The sequence below is a fragment of the Bacillus sp. FSL K6-1284 genome (assembly GCF_038002625.1).
Taxonomy (GTDB): Bacteria; Bacillota; Bacilli; order Bacillales; family Bacillaceae; genus Bacillus; species Bacillus paralicheniformis.
Window position 1 is genome coordinate 2649035 of the sequence record NZ_JBBOCW010000001.1, and the last position, 26496, is coordinate 2675530.

24 protein-coding genes and 1 other annotated feature are annotated in these 26496 nt (G+C 46.8%); of the genes, 4 read left to right on the forward strand and 20 right to left on the reverse strand.

Translation table 11 applies throughout. The annotated features are described in order from the left end of the window. Positions 1–265: 265 nt before the first annotated feature. The 6 genes from MHB72_RS13490 to MHB72_RS13515 form a co-directional block, all read right to left on the reverse strand. On the reverse strand, positions 266–970 hold the full coding sequence (locus tag MHB72_RS13490) for a thioesterase II family protein (RefSeq protein WP_025811196.1): 705 nt from the start codon (positions 968–970) through the stop codon (positions 266–268). Between the two features lie 46 nt (positions 971–1016). Continuing rightward, a complete protein-coding gene (locus MHB72_RS13495; RefSeq protein WP_095291177.1) occupies positions 1017–2282 on the reverse strand; it encodes an MFS transporter in 1266 nt (421 codons plus the stop codon). Positions 2283–2741: 459 nt separating this feature from the next. Next, a complete protein-coding gene (locus tag MHB72_RS13500) occupies positions 2742–3251 on the reverse strand; it encodes a DUF3189 family protein (protein WP_023855132.1) in 510 nt (169 codons plus the stop codon). 53 nt (positions 3252–3304) lie between these two features. Further along, positions 3305–4027 carry a poly-gamma-glutamate hydrolase family protein gene (locus tag MHB72_RS13505; protein ID WP_195536635.1) on the reverse strand — a complete coding sequence of 241 codons (723 nt, stop codon included), beginning with the start codon at positions 4025–4027 and terminating at the stop codon, positions 3305–3307. Positions 4028–4454: 427 nt separating this feature from the next. Continuing rightward, positions 4455–5237 (reverse strand): SDR family NAD(P)-dependent oxidoreductase, encoded by a 783-nt coding sequence (locus tag MHB72_RS13510; protein WP_025811193.1) that lies wholly within the window; start codon positions 5235–5237, stop codon positions 4455–4457. 9 nt (positions 5238–5246) lie between these two features. Beyond that, positions 5247–6200, reverse strand: a complete 954-nt coding sequence (locus MHB72_RS13515) for an MBL fold metallo-hydrolase (RefSeq protein WP_023855135.1) — start codon at positions 6198–6200, stop codon at positions 5247–5249. Positions 6201–6345: 145 nt separating this feature from the next. Next, positions 6346–6547 (forward strand) — a binding site (T-box leader). A 44-nt stretch (positions 6548–6591) separates the two neighbouring features. Between MHB72_RS13515 and proC the strand changes: the two genes are divergently transcribed. Further along, positions 6592–7413: a pyrroline-5-carboxylate reductase gene (gene proC, locus MHB72_RS13520; RefSeq protein WP_023855136.1), complete on the forward strand. Its 822-nt coding sequence runs from the start codon at positions 6592–6594 to the stop codon at positions 7411–7413. A 63-nt stretch (positions 7414–7476) separates the two neighbouring features. Here the strand turns inward: proC and MHB72_RS13525 are convergent, their stop codons facing one another. Next, a complete protein-coding gene (locus MHB72_RS13525; protein ID WP_216920116.1) occupies positions 7477–9081 on the reverse strand; it encodes a M20/M25/M40 family metallo-hydrolase in 1605 nt (534 codons plus the stop codon). A 136-nt stretch (positions 9082–9217) separates the two neighbouring features. On the opposite strand from MHB72_RS13525, the gene namA reads away from it, so the two are divergent. Beyond that, the gene (gene namA / locus MHB72_RS13530) at positions 9218–10288 is read left to right on the forward strand and encodes an NADPH dehydrogenase NamA (RefSeq protein WP_095323518.1); all 1071 of its coding nucleotides are present in this window, start codon (positions 9218–9220) and stop codon (positions 10286–10288) included. A gap of 119 nt (positions 10289–10407) precedes the next feature. Further along, positions 10408–11169, forward strand: a complete 762-nt coding sequence (locus MHB72_RS13535) for an alpha/beta fold hydrolase (protein ID WP_216920114.1) — start codon at positions 10408–10410, stop codon at positions 11167–11169. A 35-nt stretch (positions 11170–11204) separates the two neighbouring features. Here MHB72_RS13535 and rpmG read toward each other — a convergent pair whose 3' ends face one another. Both rpmG and rnz read right to left on the reverse strand, forming a co-directional pair. Further along, the gene (gene rpmG / locus MHB72_RS13540; RefSeq protein ID WP_003183271.1) at positions 11205–11354 is read right to left on the reverse strand and encodes a 50S ribosomal protein L33; all 150 of its coding nucleotides are present in this window, start codon (positions 11352–11354) and stop codon (positions 11205–11207) included. Between the two features lie 116 nt (positions 11355–11470). Continuing rightward, positions 11471–12394 carry a ribonuclease Z gene (gene rnz / locus MHB72_RS13545; protein WP_020452090.1) on the reverse strand — a complete coding sequence of 308 codons (924 nt, stop codon included), beginning with the start codon at positions 12392–12394 and terminating at the stop codon, positions 11471–11473. A 232-nt stretch (positions 12395–12626) separates the two neighbouring features. On the opposite strand from rnz, the gene zwf reads away from it, so the two are divergent. Continuing rightward, the gene (gene zwf, locus MHB72_RS13550; RefSeq protein ID WP_031304722.1) at positions 12627–14090 is read left to right on the forward strand and encodes a glucose-6-phosphate dehydrogenase; all 1464 of its coding nucleotides are present in this window, start codon (positions 12627–12629) and stop codon (positions 14088–14090) included. 37 nt (positions 14091–14127) lie between these two features. Here zwf and MHB72_RS13555 read toward each other — a convergent pair whose 3' ends face one another. From MHB72_RS13555 to gndA, 11 genes are all read right to left on the reverse strand, one after another. Further along, positions 14128–16092, reverse strand: coding sequence for a TRAP transporter permease (locus MHB72_RS13555; RefSeq protein ID WP_023855141.1), 1965 nt, complete (start codon positions 16090–16092; stop codon positions 14128–14130). Beyond that, positions 16085–16603: a DUF1850 domain-containing protein gene (locus MHB72_RS13560; protein ID WP_026579332.1), complete on the reverse strand. Its 519-nt coding sequence runs from the start codon at positions 16601–16603 to the stop codon at positions 16085–16087. Before MHB72_RS13560 ends, MHB72_RS13555 begins: the two co-directional genes overlap by 8 nt. A 101-nt stretch (positions 16604–16704) precedes the next feature. Next, the gene (locus MHB72_RS13565) at positions 16705–17694 is read right to left on the reverse strand and encodes a TAXI family TRAP transporter solute-binding subunit (RefSeq protein ID WP_216920112.1); all 990 of its coding nucleotides are present in this window, start codon (positions 17692–17694) and stop codon (positions 16705–16707) included. Positions 17695–17939: 245 nt separating this feature from the next. Beyond that, positions 17940–18653: a GntR family transcriptional regulator gene (locus tag MHB72_RS13570; protein WP_020452095.1), complete on the reverse strand. Its 714-nt coding sequence runs from the start codon at positions 18651–18653 to the stop codon at positions 17940–17942. A 119-nt stretch (positions 18654–18772) separates the two neighbouring features. After that, positions 18773–20188: a glycoside hydrolase family 1 protein gene (locus MHB72_RS13575; RefSeq protein ID WP_216920110.1), complete on the reverse strand. Its 1416-nt coding sequence runs from the start codon at positions 20186–20188 to the stop codon at positions 18773–18775. A gap of 15 nt (positions 20189–20203) precedes the next feature. Next, a complete protein-coding gene (gene celB, locus MHB72_RS13580) occupies positions 20204–21520 on the reverse strand; it encodes a PTS cellobiose transporter subunit IIC (protein ID WP_216920108.1) in 1317 nt (438 codons plus the stop codon). A gap of 39 nt (positions 21521–21559) precedes the next feature. Beyond that, entirely contained in the window at positions 21560–21892 is a 333-nt protein-coding gene (locus tag MHB72_RS13585; RefSeq protein ID WP_025811183.1) for a PTS lactose/cellobiose transporter subunit IIA, read from the reverse strand. Positions 21893–21897: 5 nt separating this feature from the next. Next, positions 21898–22206: a PTS sugar transporter subunit IIB gene (locus tag MHB72_RS13590; protein ID WP_065643274.1), complete on the reverse strand. Its 309-nt coding sequence runs from the start codon at positions 22204–22206 to the stop codon at positions 21898–21900. A 147-nt stretch (positions 22207–22353) separates the two neighbouring features. Continuing rightward, positions 22354–24015, reverse strand: a complete 1662-nt coding sequence (locus tag MHB72_RS13595) for an alkaline phosphatase (protein WP_216920106.1) — start codon at positions 24013–24015, stop codon at positions 22354–22356. Between the two features lie 139 nt (positions 24016–24154). Continuing rightward, positions 24155–24940 carry an SDR family oxidoreductase gene (locus MHB72_RS13600; protein WP_216920104.1) on the reverse strand — a complete coding sequence of 262 codons (786 nt, stop codon included), beginning with the start codon at positions 24938–24940 and terminating at the stop codon, positions 24155–24157. A gap of 115 nt (positions 24941–25055) precedes the next feature. Continuing rightward, positions 25056–26465 (reverse strand): NADP-dependent phosphogluconate dehydrogenase, encoded by a 1410-nt coding sequence (gene gndA, locus MHB72_RS13605; protein WP_216920102.1) that lies wholly within the window; start codon positions 26463–26465, stop codon positions 25056–25058. Positions 26466–26496: the final 31 nt, after the last annotated feature.

Sequence of the window (26496 nt, forward strand, 5' to 3'; positions counted from 1 at the left end):
TATTGAACCTCCGTCTTGTGAAAACAGATTATCAAAAATAATCATTATTTTCCATGGGAATATTGTTTAATAATGGTTAATTTTTTATGAATTGGATATTTTATATTTTACATTGTCGAAACACGTATTTATGATACAAGATAAACAGAAACCAGATCAAAAGACCTAAAAAACACTGTTCCGATTATAATAAAAGTAATTTTCGAAGCGGCGGAGGAAGGAAAAATAGATTAGGCCCGGGCTTGAATCTCGCCGAAATCGTAGGTTAAAACGTCCGGCTGGCTGTCAATGAATGATTGATGATGCCGGTGATCTTTTCAACGTGATGGTGCAAAAAGAAATGATTCCCCTCAAAGTAGTAGGCTGTAAAGTGTCCTGAAGTATGATGTTTCCAATCGGATACATCTTCCTTGCTCATAGCGTCTTCTTTTCCGTTGAGAACGGTAATGTCGCAATCTATTTTGCTGTTTCTTTCTTGATAGATATAGTTTTCTACCATTTTAAAGTCGCTTTTGAGAATGGGGATAAACAATTCAAATAGCTCTTCATGATTGATGAGCTCCTCAGGTGTTCCCCCGAGCTCGACAATTTTTTTCTTAAAAATAGGATTGGGCAAGGTATGCAGTTTTTCTTTCTTTCTGATCCTGTTTGGCGCTTTATAGCCCGAGAAAAAAATGTGAACCGGTTTTTCAGCTCCCGCCCCGCTCATTTGATAGTAAAGTTCATATGCCAAAAGGCTTCCCATGCTGTGCCCAAAAAGAGCGTAGTCGTCACCTTTTCGTTCAGCTTGAACCTGCTCAAAAATGTCTTGAACTGCTTCTTCAAGGCTTTCGTAACAAGGCTCGTTGAAACGCCGGCCCCTTCCCTTCAGCTGAATCGGACAAATCTCAATGTCGGGCTGCATATGGCCTTTCCAGGAATAAAATGCAGATTCGGATCCGCCGGCGTAAGGCAGGCAAAATAATTTCATTTCTATCATTCCCTTTCGTTGTAGATATTTTTTGGTGAATAAGCCGTTAATCGACAGATACGTCAGCCGTCCGATTCAGCGCTAAAAACTTCGGAAGGATAATCATGTAGAAAACGCCAACAGCAATCAGGCTTCCCCCGACTAGCCAATACAGGCTTTCAAGCGCGATCCATGCCGGGTAAAGCCACGCAATAAACAGAAGGGTCAGCGACTGTGAGAGCATCATAAGCGGATGAATCCACCCCTGCACCCTACCCATCATTTTCGGATTGACGATGTTTGGTATCCACCCTCCGATGGCAACGTTGATGCTTGGAAGCGAAACCGCGATAAAGCAGGAGCAGACCATATACAGCCACAAACTTTTAACCAGGGAGCCGGAAATCGTGGCACATCCGCAAACAATCAGCGCTAGGATCAAAAGTTGATAAAGCTTCAATTTTTGAGAAAGCAAGGATGCGGCGATGCTCCCCGCCAAAAACCCCGCACCGAAAACAATGCCGAGTACAATCGACATCTCTTCATAGTTTACAGGTGCAAGCTTGTATTTTAATATAAACACCTGCATGACCGAGAGCCCCCCATTGACAACTCCGAAAAGGACGAATCCGGACACGAGGGCAAGCAGCAATTTATGGTTGAGAATATAAGTAAAACCAAGTGTGAAATCTTTCCATATACCAGCGATATTCAGCTGTCTAATGGAATGTTTTCCATTTGGCATGCGGACGGCATCGGAAATCCGGCAGGCTTGAATTAAAAGCCCGCTCAGTGCGAAGCTGGCTGCATCAACCATAACGGCTCCTTCAACTCCAAGCGTCCAATAACAAAATACGCCAAGCCCGTTTCCGAACAGCATAAATAAACTGGCTACCATTTGATTCAATCCGACGGCCAGCGAATATTCGTTTTCAGATAATATTCCTTGAATAAGAGAAGTTTGGGCAGGGGTGAAAAAACTTTTAACGGCATTTCTTAAAAAAAGAACGGCAAATGTAAACGGCATCCATTCAAGATAGAGAGACAGCAGTAATACAATCGATAGTCCCATACAGATCCAATCGCAGTTTTTGGCGATTTTCTGCCGGTCAAACTTATCCGCGAAAACACCGACGAGGAAAAATACAGCCAATGTAGGCAATGACAGCATCAGCTCGGTCATTGTGGCATATGCAGGCTGATTGGAAAAACGGTCTAGCAGGTAAAACAAGAGGGCAGTGAGTCCGATGATCCCTCCCATTTGTGAGGTAAAGGATGCGAAGAACAGCAGCGCATAATTTTTATTTTGAAAAATAGAAAACATTTTTTTCATAGGCGCCTCCTAATTTGTATTGAGACAGACGGCTCCATTTGTTATTCTAAAAAAATAACATCATTCTAATTTTCCGTCTCTTATCACGCTGATTTTCATTTTCAAAACTACACTTCTATCATTTAAAGTGTCACAGATTGAATTTCCCAATATAAAATCGCTGCTTCTCATAACGATTGCAGCCGTCTTTTTAACCCCCCGTTTCTTCTTTCAGATAGTATTCTCTAGCAAAGTGGAAGGGAAATCCTTGATCTCTACCCTTCAAATTTACAAAGAAGTAAATTTATGAAAAGTAATTCTAAGGTTATAGATTCGTCCTATTTCAACAATATCCTCTATCTTATATTCAATTTTTTAGAAAATGTCCTTTTAAAAAAACAATTACTATATTTAAAAAATAAAAAAACGCTTCCAATATGGAAGCCGAAAGACTCATCATACTGGAAGCTGTTTAGATGTTCATTTTTTTATGAAATTGTTATCCAGCACTTCGATCACCGAAGAAGTCGTTTTTGAACGGTCTTTTGTTTGCTGCACCAGTTTGATGATGTCTTTGTATGCCTGCTGCGCTCCAAGCACCAGCAAAGGAACCCCGATCGGATCGATTTTCAGCCTTCTTGAAAATAAACCGCCGAATGTCATCGCAATGGGCACAGTCGGAGACGTGTTTGAAAAAACGACTTTTTCCTGCAGTTTTCCGTTTTTTTCAAACAGCTCAAAAACGCCCAGCATGGCTGGAATGACCGCTTTTGATGATCCTCTGCCGATCGTGTACACCTGGTGGCCTTCTTCATCAAGACCGTGAAAGATTAATTTCCCCATTTCCTTCGGACTTAATTGATTAAAACAGTCGGTACTTAAAATTTCGTTTTTCGACGGTTTTCTGCTGAATGGGAGCTTTTTCAGATGATAAGCGGCGGCAAGTGCAGAAGAATGAGTGCCGCCGTAACAGTTGTATATATAGATCAACATACTCACCCTCTTAAATGTCTTTAGTTTTAATGTGACCCAAATATACAATCTTATTTATACCGCGTTTCCAAAACTTCTTTAACAGCTGAGACATACGTTTGGAACGTCTCATTTTTAGAACTTGCCCGCGTCCACAGGCCGAACTCCGAAAAAAAAGCCTCTCGTTGAGGCGTGCTGATTTCCAATTGAATGCTTTGACCTGTTTTGCATTGATTATTGATATTTTCGGGATTTCCCCCTGCAAGCCGGTGGCTTGGGCTGACCAGCTCCGCTGAAAAACCTTGGTTGTGCAGCGCTCTGACAATCGCTTTCGCCCCTCCGGTATCCGTTCCTCCCACAAGCGTATGTTCAACGATGTCATGATATCCATGAAAAGCCAGCGTATAGTTGTGCTCTTTGACCGCTTTGACGGCCTGCGGTTCATCAAAATGATTGCTTGTGATGTGAAGATCCCAGTTTTGCGAGGGTTTGATTCCTTCGAATAAGTAAGTGGAATAATCGGCGCTGAAGGCGCGGACAAGTTCACTGACACCTCCTTCGATTCCTCCGCCGTGCGGCGAAAGAATCAGCAGTTCGGTGCCCATGTCTGTATATTCGATTTGATAATCTTCTCCTTCTGTTTCATGTTCGGCAAGCTCGTCAAAATTGGCGTATTTGTCTGCAGATGAAGCGACGCTCTGCAGCGGAAATTGAAAGATGACCGTTAAGCAAATCCCCGTGACTAACCAGATGATGCAACGATTTTTCATCAATGGGTTCCATTCTTCCTGCACCGTTAAGAAACTCCTTTTATCGTGTATTTTGTTGCGAGTATCACGTGATATCATGTTTCGGCCGGGATGAGAGAATTTCAATAAATGGTAAAATATTACTCCTTTTCGTCACCCAGTTGCCATTTTATATAAGAAGAACAGCATAACGAAAGCGACCTTTACCTTATTTTTCATCAGCGGCCGGCACGTGTTCCCGGAAGCACGGAATCTTTCGGCATACAGTATTTTTATATCGATTGCCTCAGACGGGACAGGTGCCTTCAGATCAAGCAAAGCCTATAGAAGGAAGCACAGGTTCGGTGCAGCGGTTTGAAGAGGGACAAAGTCTCCCTGTCTTTATATGATATTTTGAGCCTCTCTGACAGGAGATCATCTAAAAAAATGCAAATAAAAAAGAAACGGACGATTCCGTTCCTTTCAGAGACGATCATTTTTTATAGAAAGCGCTCCGGCCTGCTCGTTCAACCAGGGCTGGGAAGAGCTGATAGAGTTTGCTGACGCCGTTCATCCAGCCTGGAAGATTAATTTCTCGCTTGTTCGTCATCATTGCCGAGACGACTTTCTTAGCAACCTGATCCGGATCAAGCATCCATCTCTCGACGCTTTTGACATAATCCCCTCTTTTATCGGCCGTCTTAAAAAAGTCGGTTTGAATCGGTCCAGGATTGACCGTTGTCACGTTGACCCTCGTTTCGGCAAGCTCCATTCTCAAGCTGTTTGAATACCCGAGCACAGCATGCTTTGTTGCCGCATAAAGGCTTGACTTGGGCGTCGCTAATTTGCCCGCTTGCGAGGCGATGTTGATAATATGGCCTTTGTCTTGCCTGATCATATGCGGGAGTGCCATTTTCGTGCAGGCGATCAGACCGAATACGTTGACCTCAAACATCGCTTTCATATCTTCAAGAGAAGCGTCAAGCGCGTTTTCGAAAATACCGAATCCCGCGTTGTTCACAAGAATATCAACCGGACCGGCCTCTTGGAACGCCGCTTTTATGTCATCCGTCCGGCTGACGTCCAATGCGATTATGCGGCATTTTGCACCGGTTTCATCGGCGATGTTTTGCTTCAAAGCCATGAGGCGGTCTTTTCTGCGCGCAGCCAGAATGACCTCGGCTCCTTCCTTGGCGGCATGGTATGCGATCCGTTCCCCAAGTCCTCCTGAAGCCCCTGTAATCATCACGTTTTGCTCTTTCAACTTTTGCTGCATGTTCGTCACCTACTTTGCGTAATAGTACTCGATTCCATCGGCCGTTTCTGCTCCGATCCTCCCTTGGGATTCCAAATCGTCAAGCTGCCCAATCGTTTCTGACATCGTTAAGAACAGCTCTTTTTCATAGACTGCAGGGAACAGTTTTTGACATATCTGATAAGGTGAATGCGGTTTTTCAGTAAGGATGCGGTACACCTCTTCGGCTCTGTTTCGCTGCTTTTCCAGCCTTTTGGCGACAAGCTCATTCACTTTTGTGATGTCCTCCCCGTGGCCGGGATAAATAATGTTGAGCGGAAGCTCCCGCAGCCTGCCGAGCGATTTCAAATAGTCCAGCAGCGGAGTCGGGCGCCTTTCTCCTTTTTGCGGCACTTCAAGAAGCGGATTTGAAGAAGACGGCTTTAACAGCAAGTCTCCTCCGAGCATGCTTCCAAGCTCCTCATGATAAAGGACAATATGTGAAGCGGCGTGTCCGGGCGTCTCAAGAACCCTCCACCCTTCAAGCCCGTCAATTTGCGCGCCTTCTGAAACGGTCTCTGTCAAAGTCCGATTACAGGAAAACCGGTACGACGCTTTTACCGTAAGCCCCGGCGGCTTCATATCGCCGGGAACGCCGAATCGCTGATACAGGTATGTAAAAAAGGCCTTTTGTTTTTCAATAAAATCGGGATTTTGGCTGATATACGGTTCATTGAACGGATGGCCGATGATGTTGACCCCTGCGGGGAATTCGTCCAGCAGTCCGGCGTGATCAGCGTGATGATGGGTCAGAACGACCTGGTCAATATCGTTTAATGACAGTCCCTGGCCGGCCAGCTCTTTCTTCAAAACGGCGGCCGCCTCCTTTGTGTTGGGCCCGGCATCGACCAGAGTCAGCGCCTCGCCTCTGACCAAATAAATGTTGACGTCTCCGACTGCAAACGGAGTCGGCAGTGAAATAGGAATGATTCTTGCGTCTTTCATCGTTTGATTCTCCTCATCCTGCGAATTGATGTTGATCATATTTTACCTTTTTCTCCCGCGCATGTCATTTTTGCTTCAAATGCCTGTTGACATTTCATCATTCCTCATAGCATAATGAACAACAAATATATGCAGGTAAATGATTGAAGACGCAATGAAGAGGAATAGTAAACAAGCAATGGTGAAAGAGAGTGAAATCCACGGCTGAAAGATTTCACAGCCCGCTTGCATGTTGAACCTGCCCTCAGAGCGCTTAGGCAAACCTAAACGTATCCCGCGTTACGGGGCAAGAGCTGAGCATGTATATGCTAATGAAGGTGGTACCGCGAAACCTTTTCGTCCTTTGTGAAGACGGAAAGGTTTTTTTGTTTTTTAGAAGGAGGAATTCATAATGAAACGAATGGGATTTATCGGAGCCGGTTCGATGGCTGAAGCGATGATTAAGGGGCTTGTCAAAAGCGGTGCGATGGAGCCGGAAGCGATATTCGTTACGAATCAGTCGAATACGGCCAGACTTCGTGAGTTAAGCGAGACATACGGGGTGTGCGGAGAAGCCGATACGGCAAAAGTCGCCGCCCGTTCGGATACACTCGTTTTGGCGATGAAGCCGAAGGACGCGGCGGCCGGAATGGCCGCACTCCGCCCCTATTTGCGAAAAGATCAGCTGCTGATTTCAGTCCTTGCAGGCATTCCGATTCGCACGATCCAGCACTACGCCGGGCTTGATCTGCCAGTTGTAAGGGCCATGCCGAATACATCGGCCTCCATTCAAAAATCAGCCACAGCCTTTGCGGCAAGCCCGCTCGTGACGAAAGAGCAGATGCGGGAAGCAGCTGACCTCTTTGCGACAATCGGAAGCGTTGCAATCGTTGAGGAATCTGCCCTTGATGCGGTGACAGCAGTAGCCGGAAGCGGCCCCGCTTTTGTTTATCGATTTGTCGAAGCCCTGCTGGCGTCAGCTGCGGAATTGGGACTTCCTGAAGAAACGGCGAAACAGCTGATTATCGATATGATGTCAGGTGCGGCTCAAATGCTTGAAACCGGCAGGAACCCTTCTGTCATGAGAAAAGAGATTACAAGCGCCGGAGGGACAACAGAAGCAGGCCTTCGGGTGCTTGACGACCAACAATTTGAACAGATCGTCATATCCTGCGTCAAAGAAGCGGCGAATCGTTCTGCGGAAATCAGGGATATGTTTGCGGCCAAAATTTAAAAAAATCGGGAGACAGCGTTTCGCTTGTTCCCGATTTTTCCCCAAGCGGCCCCGTCCGTATACTTAGAGAAGCTTGTGTATCGCCAGCCGAAGGATATCGGGCAGCTTTCCGAATGAAAACGGCACATGGAGGCGTTCCGTCCATTTATGAGGGTCTTTGCCGGCCGGCCCGATATTGATGACCGGCACAAACAGTGCGTTTTCTCGTCCTTTAGGCAATGAATAGCCGTGTTGAAACAGCGGCATATTGGATGTGAACGCATCGACAGACTGCTTTTGCAGCTGAAGGTAGCTTAAATCGGACAGGCCGGGAAAATATTGGACTTCTGTAAATTCAATACCGTACCTGTCGGCCGCATACTGTTTCACATCTTTCATCACCTTTCGGATCAAAGGATCGTCCTTTGAAGAAACAGCCGGATAAAACGGCGGACTGTAAAACAGAACGATCATCGGAGCATCTTCTTTGCAGAGCGAAGCCAATTCAGACACGATTTTCGTTGAAAAATCGCGGTCTCCAAGCTTCCCCCTGTTGGCAAATGCAAAGTTGAGTATGCGCTCCGCCTCGGACTTCCCGGCCTTTTCCTTTGCTTTGTTCCACAGCTCCTCAAACGTCAGCACGGAAACGGTCGGATTCATTGGCGTGAATGCTTCAAATCGCTGATATTCGGCCGTTTCACGCTCAATATTTGTTTGAATATTGGCGGCCGCTTCCTTGGCTGTGTCAAGCAGCATGTGATGGAGCTCGGCGGCGGAACGCTCCATCATCAGCACATTAAAGAGCGACACCGCTGCGTGAGGAGTCTGAACCGAGTACGCTTCCTTCAAATCTTTTTGCATCAGATTGGCCGGGGGAGGCGTCACTTCTCCATCCGCTTCTTCGCAATAGTCAACGTTTAATTCGAGCAGCCTGTTGATTTCGGACACCATTAAATTCGCATTCACCCCTGCAAACGGCTCGCCGACATGCGTCTCAATCCCTTTGCAGAAAAATCCGGCAAGCGCTTTGCCGATGCTGCCTGAATAGACGTATTGCTTCTGATCTCCCGGATGTTTTTCAAACATCGGCTCACAATTTAAGCATGATGTATAATGAAGGCCAAATTCCTCTTCTAAAGCTTTCAGTGCGGGTACGGCTTCAAGCATCCCCTGTGAGTTGACTTCTTCGTCCGGAACCGTAATTAATAGAAGGTTTCCGTCAAATTCTCCGTTCATCGCCCGTTCCAACATCGAAAATTGAACAGCAAGACCCGCTTTCATGTCCATGCTTCCCCTTCCAAACAGCCACTCGCCGCTTTCCAAGTCTCTTCTGACCCGTTCAGGCAAAAGTTCTTTTTTATCATTTAATACATCCATGAGTTCTGGGACTTTGCATGCCGTATGTTTGAATTCGCCGTAGTCTGCCGTATCGACCACGTCAAAATGGCTCAAGAGGAGCACCGTATTTGATTTCTCTTCCTTTTTGACGAGGGCGGTTAGAAAATAACGCCCGTCTTCCATCGGGTGAAGCTTTAAATATTCAGGATTCTTTTGAAAGTACGAACGGTCTTTTAATAAATCATGCATATACTTCGCAAGCGCCACTTCTCCGGCCGTGTCTGAGATGCTTTCGTATTGAACTAGAGTAATGAGCAGCTGTTTCAGTTCTTCCACTGTCTGCCACTTCACAAAGCAAACCCCCTCTTTCGCTGTTTTCCGCAGGTGTATGCAAATATCGTATTTAGTAAAAAATAGAATGTGAACAACTTTATTGTACTGAACATTCTTACATATGGAAATGACTTGAGCAGTTTATATGACGTGAATGGGCAGAATTGGTATAATCGAGGCGAAAACTTACGGGAGGCGAAAAAATTTGAGTAATCGAAAACTGTTCACACCATGGAGTTTAAAAGGAGTTACACTAAAAAACCGGATTGTCATGTCGCCGATGTGCATGTATTCCTCCCATGAAAAGGATGGAAAAGTGCAGCCGTTCCACATGACCCACTACATCTCCCGCGCCGTCGGACAAGTCGGACTGATCATGGTAGAAGCTACCGCCGTCACCCCAGAGGGCAGAATCTCCGATCAGGATCTTGGTATATGGGATGACGCGCATATTGACGGACTTGCCGCATTAACGTCACAAATCAAGCCGTACGGCAGCAAAACGGCGATTCAGCTGGCACACGCCGGAAGAAAAGCCGAGGTCGAAGGTACAATCTACGGGCCTTCAGCTCTTCCTTTCGACGAAAATTCGCGAACACCTGTTGAAATGACAAAAGAAGACATAAAAGAAACCGTTCAGGCTTTTAAAAAAGGAGCTGAACGCGCGAAAGCCGCCGGCTTTGACATCATTGAGATTCATGGGGCCCACGGATATTTGATCAACGAATTTTTATCACCGCTTTCCAACAAACGCGAGGATGAATATGGCGGATCACCGGAAAACCGCTACAGGCTGCTTCGCGAAGTCATCGACGCTGTAAAAGAAGTCTGGGACGGACCATTGTTCGTACGCGTTTCAGCTTCAGACTACAAAACAAAAGGCCTTGATGTCGCCGATTATGTCGGTTTCGCCAAATGGATGAAAGAACAGGGCGTTGATTTGATCGATGTCAGCTCCGGTGCAGTCGTGCCTGCCGACATCAACGTCTTCCCGGGCTATCAAGTCGGCTTCGCCGATACAATTCGCGCCCAAGCCGAAATCCAGACAGGTGCAGTCGGGTTGATCACAAGCGGCCTTCAAGCTGAGGAAATCCTCCAAAATGGACGCGCAGATCTCATTTTCGTTGCGCGAGAGCTGCTGAGAGATCCATACTGGCCGAAAACCGCTGCCAAACAGCTGAACACAAAAATTGAAGGACCTGTTCAGTACGACAGAGCCTGGTAAGTTGTTGATATCCCGCCTCAAGGCGGGATATTTCTTTTTTTCAAACTCGTGAGAAACGAACATCCTTGTTCGTGCGTCTTTCCTAATAGAACACCATATACAGAGAGAGGATGACCTCTATGACCATAACGGAAAGAATATATACAGTTGAAGGATGCATGTTTTACACAAAGCAGAGAAAAGGAAAAAAGAACGCAACCATTATTTTTGAAGCGGGCTACGGTTCTTCTTCAAAGACTTGGCAGCCCATTTTACCCGATATAGACGAAGATCTCGGCTTGTTTGCATACGACCGTGCAGGCCTTGGCAACAGCGGGCCGAGCAGCAGCAAAAGAACAGCGGATCAGATGGTGAAGGAACTAAAAGCGCTGCTTGCAGCAGCAGGCGTCAAACCACCATACCTGTTTGTTGCCCATTCGTTCGGCGCCGTCATTGCAAGGTTGTTTGCAAGCCGGTACAGCGATGAAGTCATCGGCATGGTGCTGCTTGATCCCGCTTGTGAAGATCAGGAGGAAACAGTGCTGCCTCTTCTTCCGGAAACATTAAAAGAAGACTACAGCAAACAGTTTTCGATCGAAGGGTCCTATGAGGACTTTCAACAAAGCCTGGACATTCTGAAGCAGGAAAAGAAACACCTCGGTTCGGTTCCTTTGCTCGTCCTTTCGGCGGGAAAAAGAACGGAGGCGGCGAAACAGGCTCATCACGAGTGGCTGAAGCTTCACAGCAGACTGCTGTCTCTTTCGCATCAAAGCGGCTGGATTCAAGCGAAAAACAGCTCGCATTTGATCCATCATGATGAGCCCCACATCGTCCAGCTTGCGATCTATGATGTGTGGTATGCCGCACAGCAGCAAACATACGCTTATCAAGCCGCCAATTAAACAAAAAAACCAGCAGACATTCTGCTGGTTTTTTGTTATTTTGTTTCTCGGTGTATCGTGTGCCTTTTCAGACGCGGAGAATATTTTTTCAATTCCAGGCGATCCGGATTTGTACGTTTGTTTTTTGTCGTAATATAATTGCGGTCCCCTGTTTCAGTACACGCCAATGTAATTTTGACTCTCATGTTGTCCTCCTTATCAAAACGTAATGATTACGCTTTATTATACACCATTTTAAAACCGTGTCAACAAAAAAGCTTCCCGTCCCGCATTGCCGGAACAAAGAAGCTTCGAATGCCACTTAAGTTCTTTTGATCTCATGCTCATAAAAGTCAAAAGCTGCCACGGTATCAGGAAAGATCGCTTTCGCTTCATTGACCAGTTCAAGCACGTTTTCCCCCTGGTATCTTGCACTGATATGGGTTAAAATCAGTTCTTTTGCGCAGGCCTCCCGCGCTGTTTCCGCCGCTTGTTCTGAAGTGCTGTGATAATAGTCTCCGGCAAGCTCCCTGTCGCCTTTCGCAAATGTTGCTTCATGGATGAGGACATCGGCTTTTTCGGCAAGCTTCTTCACATTCTCGCATGGCCTCGTATCTCCGGAAAAAGCGACAATCCGCCCTTTTTTCGGCGGTCCGATAAAGTCTGCACCGCGAATCTTCCGGCCATCTTCCAATGTGACCGTCTCCCCGTTTTTCAGCTTTTGATAAACAGGGCCAGGCGAGACTCCGGTCTCTTTCAGCGCTTCGGCGTCAAGTGCGCCTGGAACATCTTTTTCCTGCACGCGGTATCCAAAAGCGGGGATGCCGTGAGATACGCTTCTCGCCGTCACGATAAACTGGTCATCTTCAAAGACTGTCCCTTCTTCAATCTCCTTAATCACAAGCGGATATGTGACATGCGTCCCCGATACGTCAAGCGCCGTTTCAAGAAACGTTTTGATTCCTTGCGGTCCGTACACGGTCAGCGGACCTTCTCCTCCCTGGAAAGAGCGGCTGCTGACAAGACCCGGAAGCCCGTATACATGATCGCCGTGAAGATGGGTAATAAAAATCTTTTCAATTTTTCTGGGCTTGATCGATGTATGTAAAATTTGATGCTGTGTGGCCTCCCCGCAGTCAAACAGCCAAACAGACCGCCTTTCTTCTAAAAGCTTCAATGCAACGGATGTGACATTCCTCGTTTTTGCGGGGATGCCTGCTCCCGTTCCTAAAAATAATAACTCCAATATCCTTTCCTCCTGCTAAAAACTTCATCTATCACAAGCATACAGGAAGTCTGAGAAAAAAGAAACGCCGGCTTCACGCCATGCTATGCAACTAAATACCCTGCCCGTTTTCAGTAAACTTTTCATACGATTCGATCTCAAATGTTTGCTTTAAGGGATTATTAGCTTTAAAATGAAGAAAATAAACTTAGCTTCGAATAAAGTGAGGTACGTTTAATTGAAAAAAGATCAAATGGAACCAAAAGCAGTTATCGTAATATTTGGCGCAACAGGGGATTTGGCAAAACGAAAACTATATCCTTCTATCCACAGGCTCTACGAAAACGGACAAATCGGGAATGAATTCGCGGTTGTCGGAGTCGGCAGACGCCCTTGGACAAATGAAGACTTTCGCAGTACTGTACAGCAATCGGTTTCGAAGTTTCCGTTAAACGAAAAGGATGTAGACGAGTTTACATCTCACTTCTACTATCATCCTTTTGATGTTACAAATTCCGGCTCATACCGGGAATTGAACGAACTTTTAGAGAAGCTGGAAAGTACATATGATATTCCGAATAACCGGATGTTTTACTTAGCGATGGCTCCTGAATTTTTCGGAACGATTGCAAAGTTCCTAAAATCAGAGGGTGTCACTTCAACAACAGGCTGGTCAAGGCTCGTGATCGAGAAGCCTTTCGGACATGATCTGCCGAGCGCAAAATCCTTGAATCAGGAAATTCGTGAAGCCTTTACAGAAGATCAAATCTATCGGATTGACCATTATCTAGGAAAGCAAATGGTGCAGAACATCGAAGTCATCCGCTTTGCCAACGCGATTTTTGAGCCGCTTTGGACAAACAGATACATCTCGAACATTCAAATCACGTCAAGTGAAGATTTGGGTGTGGAAGACAGAGCGAGATATTATGAAAAATCCGGTGCGCTTCGAGACATGGTTCAAAACCACATTCTTCAAATGGTGGCGCTGCTTGCGATGGAACCGCCGATCAAGCTGAACACGGAAGAGATCCGCAGCGAAAAAGTGAAGGTGCTCAGAGCCCTTCGTCCGATTCGAAAAGACGAAGTCGATCAGTTTTTTGTGCGCGGCCAGTATGACGCGGGTGTTGTTGACGAAAAACAGGTTCCGGCTTATCGCGATGAGCAAAATGTAGCAAAAGAGTCGAATACGGAAACGTTCGTTGCCGGCAAACTGCTGATCGACAACTTCAGATGGGCCGGTGTGCCGTTCTACATCCGGACAGGGAAACGGATGCAGAAAAAATCAACGCAGATTGTCGTCCAATTTAAAGACATTCCGATGAATCTTTATTACGGAAACGGCAACACGATGCATCCTAACCTGCTGGTGATCCATATTCAACCGGATGAAGGCATCACCCTTCATTTAAACGCAAGGAAGCTTGGAGGCGGCACTTTTGCCCAGCCGATCAAGCTCGACTACTGCCATAACTGCGGGGACGGCATCAACACGCCTGAAGCTTATGAAAAGCTGATTTTGGACTGTTTGCACGGAGACGCGACAAACTTTGCCCACTGGGATGAAGTTGCGCTTTCCTGGAGTTTTGTTGATGCGATTTCTCAAAACTGGGAGGAAAACAAAACCCTTTCCCCCAACTATGAGGCGGGCTCTATGGGACCGAAAGCTTCTGATGACCTGCTCGCAAAAGACGGCTTTCATTGGTGGCCGCTTTAATAAAAAACAGCCTTCACATTGAAGGCTGTTTTTTTATTTATGCTTTTAAGGCCTGCATTTCTTCTGGATGGCTTTTGTCCCGCTTCCACATCAGCTGAAGAACGAACAACAGAAGGAATATGCCGAGACCGATTATGTCGGAATAGCCCTCCGGATAAATCAGCAGAAGACCGCTGGCAGCCGCCATTATTCTTTCAAACCAGAACACTTTTCTCATCCAGAATCCAATCATGCCCGCACCGATGGCGATCATTCCGGACAATGCGGTAAAGATCACCCAGAGAATTTCATACCAATGTGCGTCAATCATGAGAAGCTCCGGAGACAGGACGAATACATACGGGATGATAAAAGCGGCAATCGCAAGCTTTGCTGAATTGATCCCCGTTCTGATCGGCTCTCCTCCCGCAACACCGGCGGCGGCAAATGCAGCCAAAGCAACGGGCGGTGTAATGTCAGCTACGATGCCGAAATAAAACACGAACAAGTGGGCCGACAGATCAGGAACATTCAGCAAAATCAAGGCTGGTGCGGCAATCGTTGACGTAATTACATAGTTTGCCGTCGTCGGCGATCCCATTCCGAGAACAAGAGCGGCGATCATTGTCAAAAAGAGCGAAGGCAGCAATGCGCCTCCTGCCAAATCGAGCAGGCCGTTTGCAAGTTTAAGACCGAGGCCCGTCTTTGTGACGACTCCGACGATGATGCCGGCGGCAGCCGTTGCCGCCGCAACGGAAAGTGCCATTCTCGCTCCTTCCGCGAGAGCCAGCACAATCCCTTTAAGGCCCATTCGCGTCTCCCTGTTGAACAAACCGACCAGGATCGCCAGAACGATCGAATACAAAGCGGCATGCATGACCGTAATGCCCGACATTAACAAAACGACGACCGAAACGATCGGAAGCAGCAAATAAATCTTTTTGAATACTTCCTTGCGGTTCGGCATTTCTTCTTTCGTTAAACCGCGCAAGCCGAGGCGCTTCGCTTCAAAGTGGGTCATAATCCAGATGCCCGTAAAGTACAAAACAGCCGGAATCATCGCGGCTTTCGCGATATCCCAGTACGTAATGCCTCCGCCGATGAACTCAACCATTAAAAAGGCGGCGGCTCCCATGATCGGAGGCATCAGCTGTCCGCCGGTAGATGCGGAAGCTTCGACTGCACCGGCAAATTCTTTTTTATAACCCAGTTTTTTCATCATCGGAATCGTAAACGATCCGGAAGTGACGACATTGGCGACAGAGCTTCCGCTGATCGTTCCCTGAAGCGCGCTTGAAAAAATCGCGACTTTTGCCGGTCCGCCAGTACTTCGTCCGGCGATCGCCACAGCAAGGTCATTAAAATACTGCCCCACACCGGTTCTGACAAGAAATGAACCGAACAGGATGAACAGGAAGATGAATGTCGAAGACACAGCGAGCGGCGTGCCCAAAATTCCTTCCGTCGTAAAATACATCGTCTGAACGAGCCTTTCCAGCGTCAGGCCGTTGTGAGACAAAAAGCCCGGCAGATACGAGCCGTAAAGGCCGTACAAAAGAAACAGGCCGGCGATGATCGTAATCGGCAGCCCGACAGCACGTCTTGTCGCTTCCAATACGAGCAGGACGGCCAACAGTCCGACATAAAAGTCCGTTTCCGTGATCAATCCGATCCCGCCTACAATCGTTTCATAATTGGCAACCCAATAAGCGCCGACGCCCGCTCCTAATACGGCTAAGATTGCGTCATACCAGGCGACTTTGAATTTGCCGGTCTTCCGTAAACCTTTTGTCGCCGGAAACAATAAAAAAATCAGACCGAGCGCAAATCCTAAATGAACCGACCTTTGAATTTGAGCCGGAAAAACGCCAAAAATGGCTGTGTATAATTGAAACAAAGAAAAAGCGAGCAGGCCGACAAATGCAATGACCCCCGTCAACCCTTTGAGCTTTCTCGTCCCCGCTTCAGGATCGTATTTCTCCAGCAGTTCCTGCTGATCTTTTTCCGAAAGCTGCTCAGTCATTGATCTTCACTCCCCTCAGTTGTTGCAAGACATTTAGTTTTCGGACACTCATCCTTGTCCATGTGCCGGGGCGGATGTACCGCTTTAACTCATGTTCAGCGCCTGAATACTTGATCCTGTGATTCGCCCTCACCCTTCCGATCCGCATGTCAATGAACGGAAAGGTCCTCTTCATATCCGAAATGGTATAGACACCGTTATTGATGACGAGCCTTTCACCTTGCTCCGCGTTTGCCGGCATCCCGACGGCCGGATCATGATAGGTCAGAGCGGTCTGCCGAATCATTCTTTTTTCCCACACATACGATTCGATCACTTCTGTCCGATGGATGGAATGCGTATAGATCACATCAAAGCTTTTCTTCTTTTGGAGGGGAAGAAAAGCGATGATCTCGCCGCTGTCCTCTTTCTCGAACACGACAGCGGTCTGATAAGGAATCAGGCATGCCGCTGCAAAAGCGGCAATGATCAGCGCCGGCACAAGCCGTTTTACAATTTTAAATTTCCCCATTTTTCCAAATCCCCTGCCGAATAGAAAAACGATAGACCGATGTTTCATTGCAACGGTCTATCGATTGTCCGGGCTTGTTCATCGCTTATCTGCCTGCGGCTTTACGATTTTTCTATCCCTTTTTCTTTGAAATATTTAGCCGCTCCAGGATGAATTTCAATATCGCCCAATCCTTCAAGCGCGGTTTCAGGCTTGATAAATTCGCCTTTGGCATGATTGATTTTATCGGCTTCAAACAGCGCTTTCGTCATTTTATAGACGGTGTCCTCATCCACCTTGTCGGATGCGACGAGCATCGCTTTGACAGCGACCGTGTTCATATCGCTCCCGATGCCGTAGGTGCCTTTTTTGATCGTATCCTCAGCATAGAACGGATACTTTTCCATCAGCTTTTCCTGCTTATCTTTTTCAATATTTAAAATTTTTATTTTATTTTGCGCAGAAAGCCCTTCGACAGCCCCGGTAGGCGTTCCAGCCGTGATGAAGGCGGCATCGATCGCGCCTGACTGAATGCCGTCTGTCGACTCTTCAAAAGACAGGTTTTGCGGTTTGATGTCGTCAAAAGACATCCCGTGAACCTCCAAAATCTGCTTGGCATTAATGTTGACCCCTGCACCCGCAGCACCCACGGAAACCGTTTTGCCTTTTAAATCTTCAATCGAATTGATTCCGCTTTTTTCCGTTGTTACAATCTGTACAGTTTCAGGATACAGGGCGGCAATCGCCTTGATTCCTTCAATTTTTTCTTTAAACATTTCTTTGCCTTCTATGGCATAAGTGGCAATGTCCGTCTGAGAAAAAGCGACCTCAGCTTCCCCTTTTTGCAGAGTTGCCATGTTTTCAGCAGAAGCACCTGTAGTCTGCGTCGTAAATTTGTCTCCTGTTGCATCCTCCCAAAGGTTTGCAAATTGACCGCCGAGCGGATAATATGTACCGCCGGTTCCCCCTGTCAGCAGACTGTAGCTTTCTGATCCTTTTGACGCAGATCCGCCGTCCTTATTTCCTGATGCATTGCCGCTTCCGCACGCTGCCAATCCCATGACAAGCGTCAGCAGCAATACAATCCATGATAAGCTTTTCCACTTTTTCATTCATTCTCCCCCTTTGCTTGTTGGACAAATAACAATCCTATCGTACCACGAAAAATGTATTAGTTGTCAATATATTGTTTTATTTCTAATTATTTAGTTAATTTTATGAGCAGCTGGTTCTGAATATGCGCACGGCCTCGGAAATTCCCGTCCGCTAAAGCGATGGTAGCCCACGATCCCCTCGGAGGACAAGCGTGCTGGAAGATTGCATGACAAAACAAAAAACCCGCGGTTATGCAGGTTTTTCATTTCCGAACATGGACGCTGGAAAACACAAACTTGTCGTAGCGATGCCTTGCAAAAGAATATTCAAACGGTTCTCCCGTATTTAAAAAAGCGACCTGTTCAACTTCAAGAACCGGATCGTCAGGGGCGCATTCCAAGTACTCTCGGTCGAGCGCATTCGACTTATCCGCCCTGATCTTCCGGTGCGAGCCGGCGATTGTCAGTTTCAGCGTCTCGGTGATGTGCCGGTAAACGGAGCCGTGAAGAACGTCTTCATTTAATTCAGAGATGACATTCGAAGGCATATACGTTTCTTCAATGACATACGGTTCGCCTTCAACCTTTCTGAGCCTGATGATATGATACACCGGAACGGTCTTTTCGATTGACAATTGCTTAGCCACTTCATCTGAAGGGAATTCGACATCAAATTGAATGATGCGGCTTTCGATTTGTTTATTGGCGAGAAGCTTGGTCAGCCCGAGGTTTTCGCGGTCTGTCACACTGACGGGAAGCTGCTGAATCGATGATTTTACTATGAAGGTGCCGTGTCCGCGCTTGCGGTACAGCATGCCTTCTGACACGAGAATATCGAGGGCTCTTTTCATCGTCATTCTGCTGCAGGAAAATTCTTTGGCGAGAGAAAGCTCATCAGGTATGGGCTGATCAATCGGATAGTATTCTTCCTGAATCCGCCTCCTCATTTCGTTTGAAATATATTCGTATTTTCTCATGTTTTAACCACCATTACTAAGGATTCTGTATGCTTGTAACACCTTCCTTATCATTATATCGGTTTTGAAGCGGAAATAAAAAGATGGCCCAACAGACCATCTTTTAGCCCGAGTCCTTTTTAAAAACCGTTGTTCTCGGCAAGTTTCTTAAACCAGTATCCGCTTTTTTTAATCGTTCGTTCGCCGTTTTTGTCAAGGTTGACAGATACAAATCCGTAGCGGTTTTTATAGGCGTTCGTCCATGACCAGTTGTCCATGAATGTCCAAAGGTGATAACCTTTGACATTCGCTCCTTCCTGAATCGCTCTGTGCACCCATTTTAAGTGTTCTTCAATAAACGCAATTCGGTAGTCATCGCGGATTATGCCGTCTCCGCCGCGGAAACGCTCTTCTCCTTCAACACCCATTCCGTTTTCAGAAATAAAGCATTCAATATTTCCATAGTTTTCTTTGACATTCATTAAAATATCATAGATTCCTTTTTCGTATATTTCCCAGCCGCGGTGGCGGTTCATTTTTCGTCCGGGCATTTCATAATGGTCAAAAAAACGCTCCGGCATAAAAGGCGCGTCCGGATGAGGCATGTGCTCCTTCGCTTTCACCCGTCTCGGCTGATAATAATTGATGCCGAGCAGATCGACAGTGTGATTTTTGATCAGCTCCAAGTCTCCTTCTTCCATGAAAGGCAAATAGCCTTTTTCTTTTAAAATATCTGTTAAAAGCTGCGGAAACTCACCCTTAACGGCAGGATCAAGAAACGACCGGTTAAAGAAAGCGTCAGCTATTTCAGAAGCTCTCACATCTGCCGGGTGCTGGCTTCGCGGATAGGATGGCGTTAAATTTAAAATGATGCCGATTTTGCCGTCGCCTCCGAGTCTGCGGTAGGCTTCGACCGCTTTGGCGTTTGAAAGAATTTCATGGTATGCGACCTGGACGGCCTTTTGAAAGTCGATGATGTTCGGATAATGAAAATCGTATAAATAGCCTCCTTCAGCAGGAACGATCGGTTCATTGTGGGTAAACCATTTTTTCACACGATCCCCGTACAGCCGGAAGCACGTTTCCGCGTATGAAACAAAGTGATCGACGACTTGCCTGTTTTCCCATCCGCCGATATGCTGGAGCGCAAGCGGCATATCAAAATGATAAAGGTTGACAAAAGGCTCGATCCCAGCCGCCAGCAGCTCATCGATGACTTGGTTATAAAAGGCAGCTCCTTCCTCGTTCAACCGCCCTTTTCCTTCAGGAAACAGACGGGCCCACGAAATGGAGAAACGAAAAGAGTTGTGGCCGAGCTCCTTCATCAGCTGAATATCTTCTCTGTAAGTCTCGTAAAAACGCGAAGTCTTCTCAGGGCCTACTCCGTCAAAAAATCGGTTCGGCTCTTTTTCGTACCAGTGATCCCAAATGTTCTTTCCTTTGCCTCCTTCAGCCGCCGCTCCTTCAGTCTGAGTCGCGGATGCCGCCGATCCCCACCAGAAACCTTTTGGAAAACGGTATTGAATTTGTTCTAGCTGCAGTTCTGTTTTTGACATGTCATCAATCTCCTTTTAAAGTCCTAGCGTTGTCTGATCTTGTTCCGCTGCATTGATTTCCTGCTCTTTTTTCATATTCATCCGGTCGATGAATTTCAAAAACGGGAACCAGATCATAAAGACAACGGCTAAATTCACAATCTGTAGAATGCCGCCGGCAAGCGAATTGGTCGCCATCATTCCGCTGATAAAAATCGGCACAGTCCAAGGAATCGTGACCCCAGTCGGCGGCGGCACAAGCCCGGACGCCATTGCGAAATACGTAATTAAAGTGACGATCATCGGCGAGATCACCCACGGAATAAAAATGAGCGGGTTCATGACGATCGGCAGGCCGAAAATGATCGGTTCATTTACGTTGAAAATCCCCGGCGCTGCTCCGAGTTTTGCGACCTGCTTCATCTGCTTGCTCTTCATAAACAGCAGGATGGCAATAATCACGGCCAGTGTCATCCCGGTTCCGCCCATTCCGACGGTGTACACTTCCATAAACTGCTTATTGATAATATGCGGAACTTCCCCTGTTGCGGTATAGCTATTCAAATTTTCGATCGAAAGCGTATTCCAGATCGGATCCATAACAGAGTTGATAATAATTTGCCCGTGGAGTCCGAAAAACCAGAGAAGCTGAGTAAAAAATATAGCAATCAAGGTCGGAATGATACCGCTTCCAAGGCCGACAAGCGGAGCCTGTACCAGATTGTAAATTAAATCGTGCATATTCGTATTGAACGCTTGGGTCACAAGGATATTGATGACCAAGTAGACGGACAAGGTCATCACCGCCGGAATCAGCGCGGCAAAAGATTTAGCTACAGCAGGCGGAACGCCGGCGGGCATTTTGATCGTATAGTTTTTCTGGACAAAAAATCTGAAAATCTCCGCGGATGTAAAGGCGGTAATCATTCCGAGGAACATCCCTTTCGCACCGAGCCTGTCAATCGGGATGACGTTCGGAACCACTTCCCCTCCTTCGCCGTTTAATACAAACGGAGTCAGCAGAAGGAACGATGCCAAAGCGACGACTCCTCCAAAAACCGCTTCGACTTCATAAGTTTTGGATAAATAATACCCGATCCCGAACACGACGAAAACGGACATAATGCTGATCGTTGCACTCGGCGCTATGCTTAAAGCCGACTGGAACGTTTCAAGCGCCGATTTGCTCATCATTTTATTGAGAAACGGCAAATTGGTTAAAACGACAATGATCGATCCGAAAATGGTGAGCGGAAAAGCCAGCATAAACGCATCCCTCAGCACGCCTAAATACCGGTTGTTATTCAGCTTCCCGGCAATCGGCACCAAGAGGTTGCTCAATTTTTCAAACATGGTCTCTTATCCCCCTTCGATTTTGCCATACAGTGCGAATCATAGATTTTTCTCTTTGAATAATTCCAATAATTCGGACACAAGTTCCTTCATCGTGAGCGTCGACATCAAATGGTCCTCCGCGTGCAAGAGCAGCAAAGAGAACTCACTTTTTTCCCCGCCCGCTTCTTTTTGAATCATTTGAAAGTGAATATCATGGGCCTGCTGCAAATCGGCTTCAGCCTGGTGCAGCAGCTCCTCTGCTTTCTGAACGCTGCCGGCGCGGTATGCCCTGATGGACTGAATGACTTTGCTGCGGGCGTTTCCGCTATGAAGAATGAGCTGAAAGCAAATTTGTTCGCCTGTTAATTCATCGAGTTTTAATTTTCCCATCATCATCAATCTCCGATCAAGCTGAGCGCCTGTTCATAAGCTTTCTTTCCGTCTGCCATTCCGTAAGCCATCATATCAATCACATCAACCTTAGTACCGTACTGTTCTGCTTCCTTCTGCAGCTCGCCTTTTAAAAAGCTCATTTGCGGGCCGATGAGAACGACGTTTGCCTCTGCCATCTCTTTTTTTGCCTTGTCCTGTCCGACCGCCCAAATTTTTGCCTCGTCACCGATTGAATGCGCGTATTCCTCCATCTTGGTGACAAGGAGACTTGTCGACATACCCGAACTGCATGCAAGTAAAATCTTTTTCATCGTCATATCCTCCTTTATTAAAAGCGCTTTCACACAACTATTATTATATCTTTTTATTTTTATATGTCTAGACATTTAAAAATAAATGTATGTATTTATTTTGAATAATAAAAACCCCCTCTTCTTTCAAGAGGGGGGCCAAACAAATTATCGGGCGTATTTTTTGAACAGCTGAACTGCTTCCTTCGGCACGTAGAAGGATCCATTGCTTTCAACAATCACGCTGTCTAATTCATATTCCTTTCCGTTGATTCTGATGAGGTTTTTGTTCACCGGCATTTCGGCTTTCCCTTTTTTGCGCGATGCGACAAGAACTGGATTAGCCGGATCTTTCTGATCGATCGTTACGCTGGCTCCGGCTTTTTTAAATGCCTGTTTTGCTTCGATAAATAATTCGTTTGTTAATTTGTCTAAGTTGAAGCCCATTGCTTTTGCCATCGTTTTAGCGATGCCGGTGTTATCGACGAGCCCCTGCGGCTTTTCGGGACCGTACGAATACAGGAAGACATCTTCACCTGTATGACCGCCTGTTGTGAATCCGATGTTGGCTCGGTTGCTGAGCAGCTTGGTGAATAATGAAGCCGCTTCTTTTTTGTTTTTCACGCTTTTCAGCTGTTCCTTCTCTGCCGGCGTTAAATCATCAAGTCCGTAAAGCTTTGCCGCTTCTTCGATATTCGATAAATCGTCTTTTAATTTGCCGGTTGCGCCTTCCACCGTCATTTTAGCCTTTTTCAGCGGATCGATATAGGCTGATACCGGCGTTGTGTCATAGCCTTTCGTCGTGTTGCTGTTGCCGATGGAGATGCCGCTGTTGCCGTGGTCTGAGACGGCAATAACCATTGTATGTTTGTCTTTTTTAGCGAATTCAAGCGCTTCTTTCACCGCGTTATCAAATGCCAATACATCGCTGATCATGCCGATCGGATCGTTTTGATGCGCTGCCCAGTCAGGCTTGCTTCCTTCCACGAATAAAAAGAAACCGTCCTTGTCTTTAGAAAGCGTCTGAATCGATTTTTTCGTCATCTCCGCAATCGTCGGCTGCTCTGGATGCGTTGCACGGCGGTCCATGTCATACACGAGATCGCGCTGTGAGAATGCGCCCCAAATTTTTTTCGATTTTGACTTGAGGAGCTGATCTTTCGTTTCAACAAAATCGTACTTTTTATCTTTGAGCACTTTGACAAGGTCTTCACCGTCTTTGCGGCTTTTATCCTTTGTCCCCGGCTGAAGCGATTCTTTTCCTCCGCCAAGGACAACGTCCATGTTTTGATAAACCTGCTGTTCACCGAGTACTTCAAAGTTATTGCGGTCCTTATGATGGCCGGAATAGCCGGCAGGCGTGGCATGCTGAATTTCAGAGGTTGCAATAATGCCAGTTGCTTTTCCCTTCTGTTTGGCGCCTTCGAGCACGTTTGCCACAGGCCGGTATTGATCTTTTTTACCGACCTTCTCGACACCTGGTGTATTCACCTTTGAAGGCAGCACTCCAATATAGGAAGAATTTGATTTTCGTCCCGTTGCCATCGCAGTTGCTGCAGGTGCAGAATCAGTGATCGCCGATTCTGCCGAATGCGTCCGGACACCGCCGCTGACAATCTGGTCCATCGCGAGCGGTTCGCCTTTATACCAGCGTGCCAATGTTGTTGCAGAAGAGCTTGTTCCATCCATGACCATCATGATCACGTTTTTGACCTTTGGTTGTTCCTTCTTTTTCGCTGTTTCCATTGCTGCACTGCCTGTTCCCGCTGATCCTAAAGCGACTGCGCCTGCCAGTGTAATGCCGACGATTCTGTTGCGTAAGAAACCCATTCTTATGTACTCCCTCCATAACCGCTTTTTGTTGACAAACCTACACTATCATTGCTATGTAAACAGCACTTTTGCTTTCTATTAATCTTATGTAAATTTTTTTGGGCTTATGATGAAAAGAAGGCACCCCGCCTTCTTTTCATCCTTTTCCAGCTTGGAATCCCGGGTATTTCGTCATTCCGCCGTCCACATACAGCGTCAGGCCCGTCACATAGCTCGCTTCTTCGGATGCAAGCCAGGCCGCGCAAGCCGCGACTTCCTCCGGCTTTCCGATATACCCGATCGGAATCAATTCAACAACGCCTTTTTTCAATTCGGGATCAGCGAATTTTTCGGCGTTAATCGGCGTATCGATCGCACCGGGTCCGATCGCATTTACCCGAATTCCTTTCGGGGCATATTCAAGGGCAAGGGTTTCCGTCAGCAGTTTTGCCCCGCCCTTGCTTGCCGCATAATGGACAAAATGCGGCCACGGGATTTGCTGATGGACGCTCGACATATTGATGACCGAGCCTTTAATATTATGGTCAAGCATATAGCCGATCGCTTCCCGGCATCCTAAAAACATTCCTGTCAAATTGGTTGATATGACGCGGTTCCAGTCTTCCAGAGACAAATCCTCAGAAGGTACTTCATTTTCCACCCCCGCGTTGTTCACCATCACATCAACGGAACCGAATGAATCAACGGCCTGTCTGATCAGCGCTTTTACATTGTCTTCTTTTGAGACATCTCCTTGAACGGCAATCGCGCGCGCTCCACTGTTTTCTATTTGCTTCACCGTCTCTTCGGGATTTTCTTCTTCCTTGAAGTAATTGATCACTACATTGGCTTTTTCAGCACCGAAACGCAGCGCCATCGCTTTTCCAAGACCTGTACCCGCCCCTGTGATAACGACCGTTTTTCCCTCTAAACTAGGATACATGGGTTGATTCCTCCTTATTGAAACTCTCTTTTGAGTAGGTTTCCACAGAAGCGCTTAAACATGCATCCTTCCGAAATCAAAAAACCGCAAGCTTTTCAGCTTGCGGTTTTACATCTTATTTCATCCACTCAGTGTGGAAAATGCCTTCTTTATCTGTACGCTCATACGTATGTGCGCCAAAGTAGTCGCGCTGCGCCTGAATCAGGTTGGCCGGCAATGTCGCAGTGCGATAGCTGTCAAAATAAGCGAGAGCGCTTGAGAAGCAAGGTACAGGAATTCCTTGTTCAACCGCAAGAGAAATCGTTTTGCGGAGAGCGCCCTGATAGCTTTCAACGATATTTTTGAAGTACGGGTCAAGAAGCAGGTTGTCAAGCTCTGGATCGCGGTCATACGCTTCTTTGATTTTTTGCAGGAACGCCGCGCGGATGATGCATCCTCCGCGGAAGATCATCGCGATATCGCCGTATTTCAAATCCCAGCCGTATTCTTCTGATGCGGCTTTCATTTGAGCGAAGCCCTGTGCGTAAGAACAGATTTTGCTCATGAAGAGTGCTTTTCTGACCGCTTCGATCAGCTCTTCTTTGTTCTCGGCGGCCGGTTTCGCTTCAGGACCTGTCAGAAGCTTGCTTGCTTTGACGCGCTCTTCTTTCATGGAAGAAATGAAGCGGGCGAAAACGGATTCCGTAATGATCGGAAGCGGCACGCCCAGGTCAAGAGCGCTTTGGCTCGTCCATTTTCCTGTGCCTTTTTGACCTGCTTTATCGAGGATGACGTCAACGAGCGGCTTGCCAGTTTCCTCGTCTTTTTTCGTGAAAATATCAGCCGTGATTTCGATCAGATAGCTGTCAAGCTCTCCTTTATTCCACTCGGAGAAGACTTCGTGAAGCTCATCTGAAGACAGACCGACAATGTGTTTCAAAATAAAGTATGATTCTGAGATCAGCTGCATGTCTCCGTATTCGATGCCGTTATGAACCATTTTTACATAATGGCCGGCGCCGTCTGGACCGATGTATGTCGTACACGGTTCGCCGTCTACTTTTGCAGAAATGGCTTCAAGAATCGGCTTGACAAGCTCATGGGCTTCTTTTTGTCCGCCTGGCATGATAGAAGGACCTTTCAGAGCGCCTTCCTCACCGCCGGAAACACCGGTGCCGATGAAGTGAATGCCGCTTTCGGCCAGCTCTCTGTTTCTTCTCTGCGTATCTTTATAATATGTATTTCCGCCGTCAATCAAAATGTCGCCTTTTTCAAGATGAGGCAGGAGCGATTGAATCGTTGCGTCTGTCGGTGTTCCGGCTTTGACCATCAACAGAATTTTGCGCGGTTTTTCAAGAGATTGAACGAACTCTTCAATGCTGTATGTACCGACAACGTTTTTGCCTTCGGCTTCTTTCAGAAACTCTTCCGTTTTCTCGCTTGATCTGTTGTAAACAGAAACCGTAAACCCGCGGCTTTCAATGTTTAGAGCCAAGTTTTTTCCCATTACTGCTAAACCAACTACACCTATTTGTTGTTTTGCCATGTCTAACGTCCCTTCTAAAGCGTTTAGCATT

Coding starts and splice junctions, on each gene's coding strand:
- MHB72_RS13490 (WP_025811196.1), bottom strand. CDS start 970: ATGAAATTATTTTGCCTGCCTTACGCCGGCGGATCCGAATCTGCATTT.
- MHB72_RS13495 (WP_095291177.1), bottom strand. CDS start 2,282: ATGAAAAAAATGTTTTCTATTTTTCAAAATAAAAATTATGCGCTGCTG.
- MHB72_RS13510 (WP_025811193.1), bottom strand. CDS start 5,237: ATGCAGCAAAAGTTGAAAGAGCAAAACGTGATGATTACAGGGGCTTCA.
- MHB72_RS13515 (WP_023855135.1), bottom strand. CDS start 6,200: ATGAAAGACGCAAGAATCATTCCTATTTCACTGCCGACTCCGTTTGCA.
- proC (WP_023855136.1), top strand. CDS start 6,592: ATGAAACGAATGGGATTTATCGGAGCCGGTTCGATGGCTGAAGCGATG.
- namA (WP_095323518.1), top strand. CDS start 9,218: ATGGGCAGAATTGGTATAATCGAGGCGAAAACTTACGGGAGGCGAAAA.
- MHB72_RS13535 (WP_216920114.1), top strand. CDS start 10,408: ATGACCATAACGGAAAGAATATATACAGTTGAAGGATGCATGTTTTAC.
- rpmG (WP_003183271.1), bottom strand. CDS start 11,354: ATGAGAGTCAAAATTACATTGGCGTGTACTGAAACAGGGGACCGCAAT.
- zwf (WP_031304722.1), top strand. CDS start 12,627: ATGGAACCAAAAGCAGTTATCGTAATATTTGGCGCAACAGGGGATTTG.
- MHB72_RS13555 (WP_023855141.1), bottom strand. CDS start 16,092: ATGACTGAGCAGCTTTCGGAAAAAGATCAGCAGGAACTGCTGGAGAAA.
- MHB72_RS13560 (WP_026579332.1), bottom strand. CDS start 16,603: ATGGGGAAATTTAAAATTGTAAAACGGCTTGTGCCGGCGCTGATCATT.
- MHB72_RS13565 (WP_216920112.1), bottom strand. CDS start 17,694: ATGAAAAAGTGGAAAAGCTTATCATGGATTGTATTGCTGCTGACGCTT.
- MHB72_RS13570 (WP_020452095.1), bottom strand. CDS start 18,653: ATGAGAAAATACGAATATATTTCAAACGAAATGAGGAGGCGGATTCAG.
- MHB72_RS13575 (WP_216920110.1), bottom strand. CDS start 20,188: ATGTCAAAAACAGAACTGCAGCTAGAACAAATTCAATACCGTTTTCCA.
- celB (WP_216920108.1), bottom strand. CDS start 21,520: ATGTTTGAAAAATTGAGCAACCTCTTGGTGCCGATTGCCGGGAAGCTG.
- MHB72_RS13585 (WP_025811183.1), bottom strand. CDS start 21,892: ATGGGAAAATTAAAACTCGATGAATTAACAGGCGAACAAATTTGCTTT.
- MHB72_RS13590 (WP_065643274.1), bottom strand. CDS start 22,206: ATGAAAAAGATTTTACTTGCATGCAGTTCGGGTATGTCGACAAGTCTC.
- MHB72_RS13595 (WP_216920106.1), bottom strand. CDS start 24,015: ATGGGTTTCTTACGCAACAGAATCGTCGGCATTACACTGGCAGGCGCA.
- MHB72_RS13600 (WP_216920104.1), bottom strand. CDS start 24,940: ATGTATCCTAGTTTAGAGGGAAAAACGGTCGTTATCACAGGGGCGGGT.
- gndA (WP_216920102.1), bottom strand. CDS start 26,465: ATGGCAAAACAACAAATAGGTGTAGTTGGTTTAGCAGTAATGGGAAAA.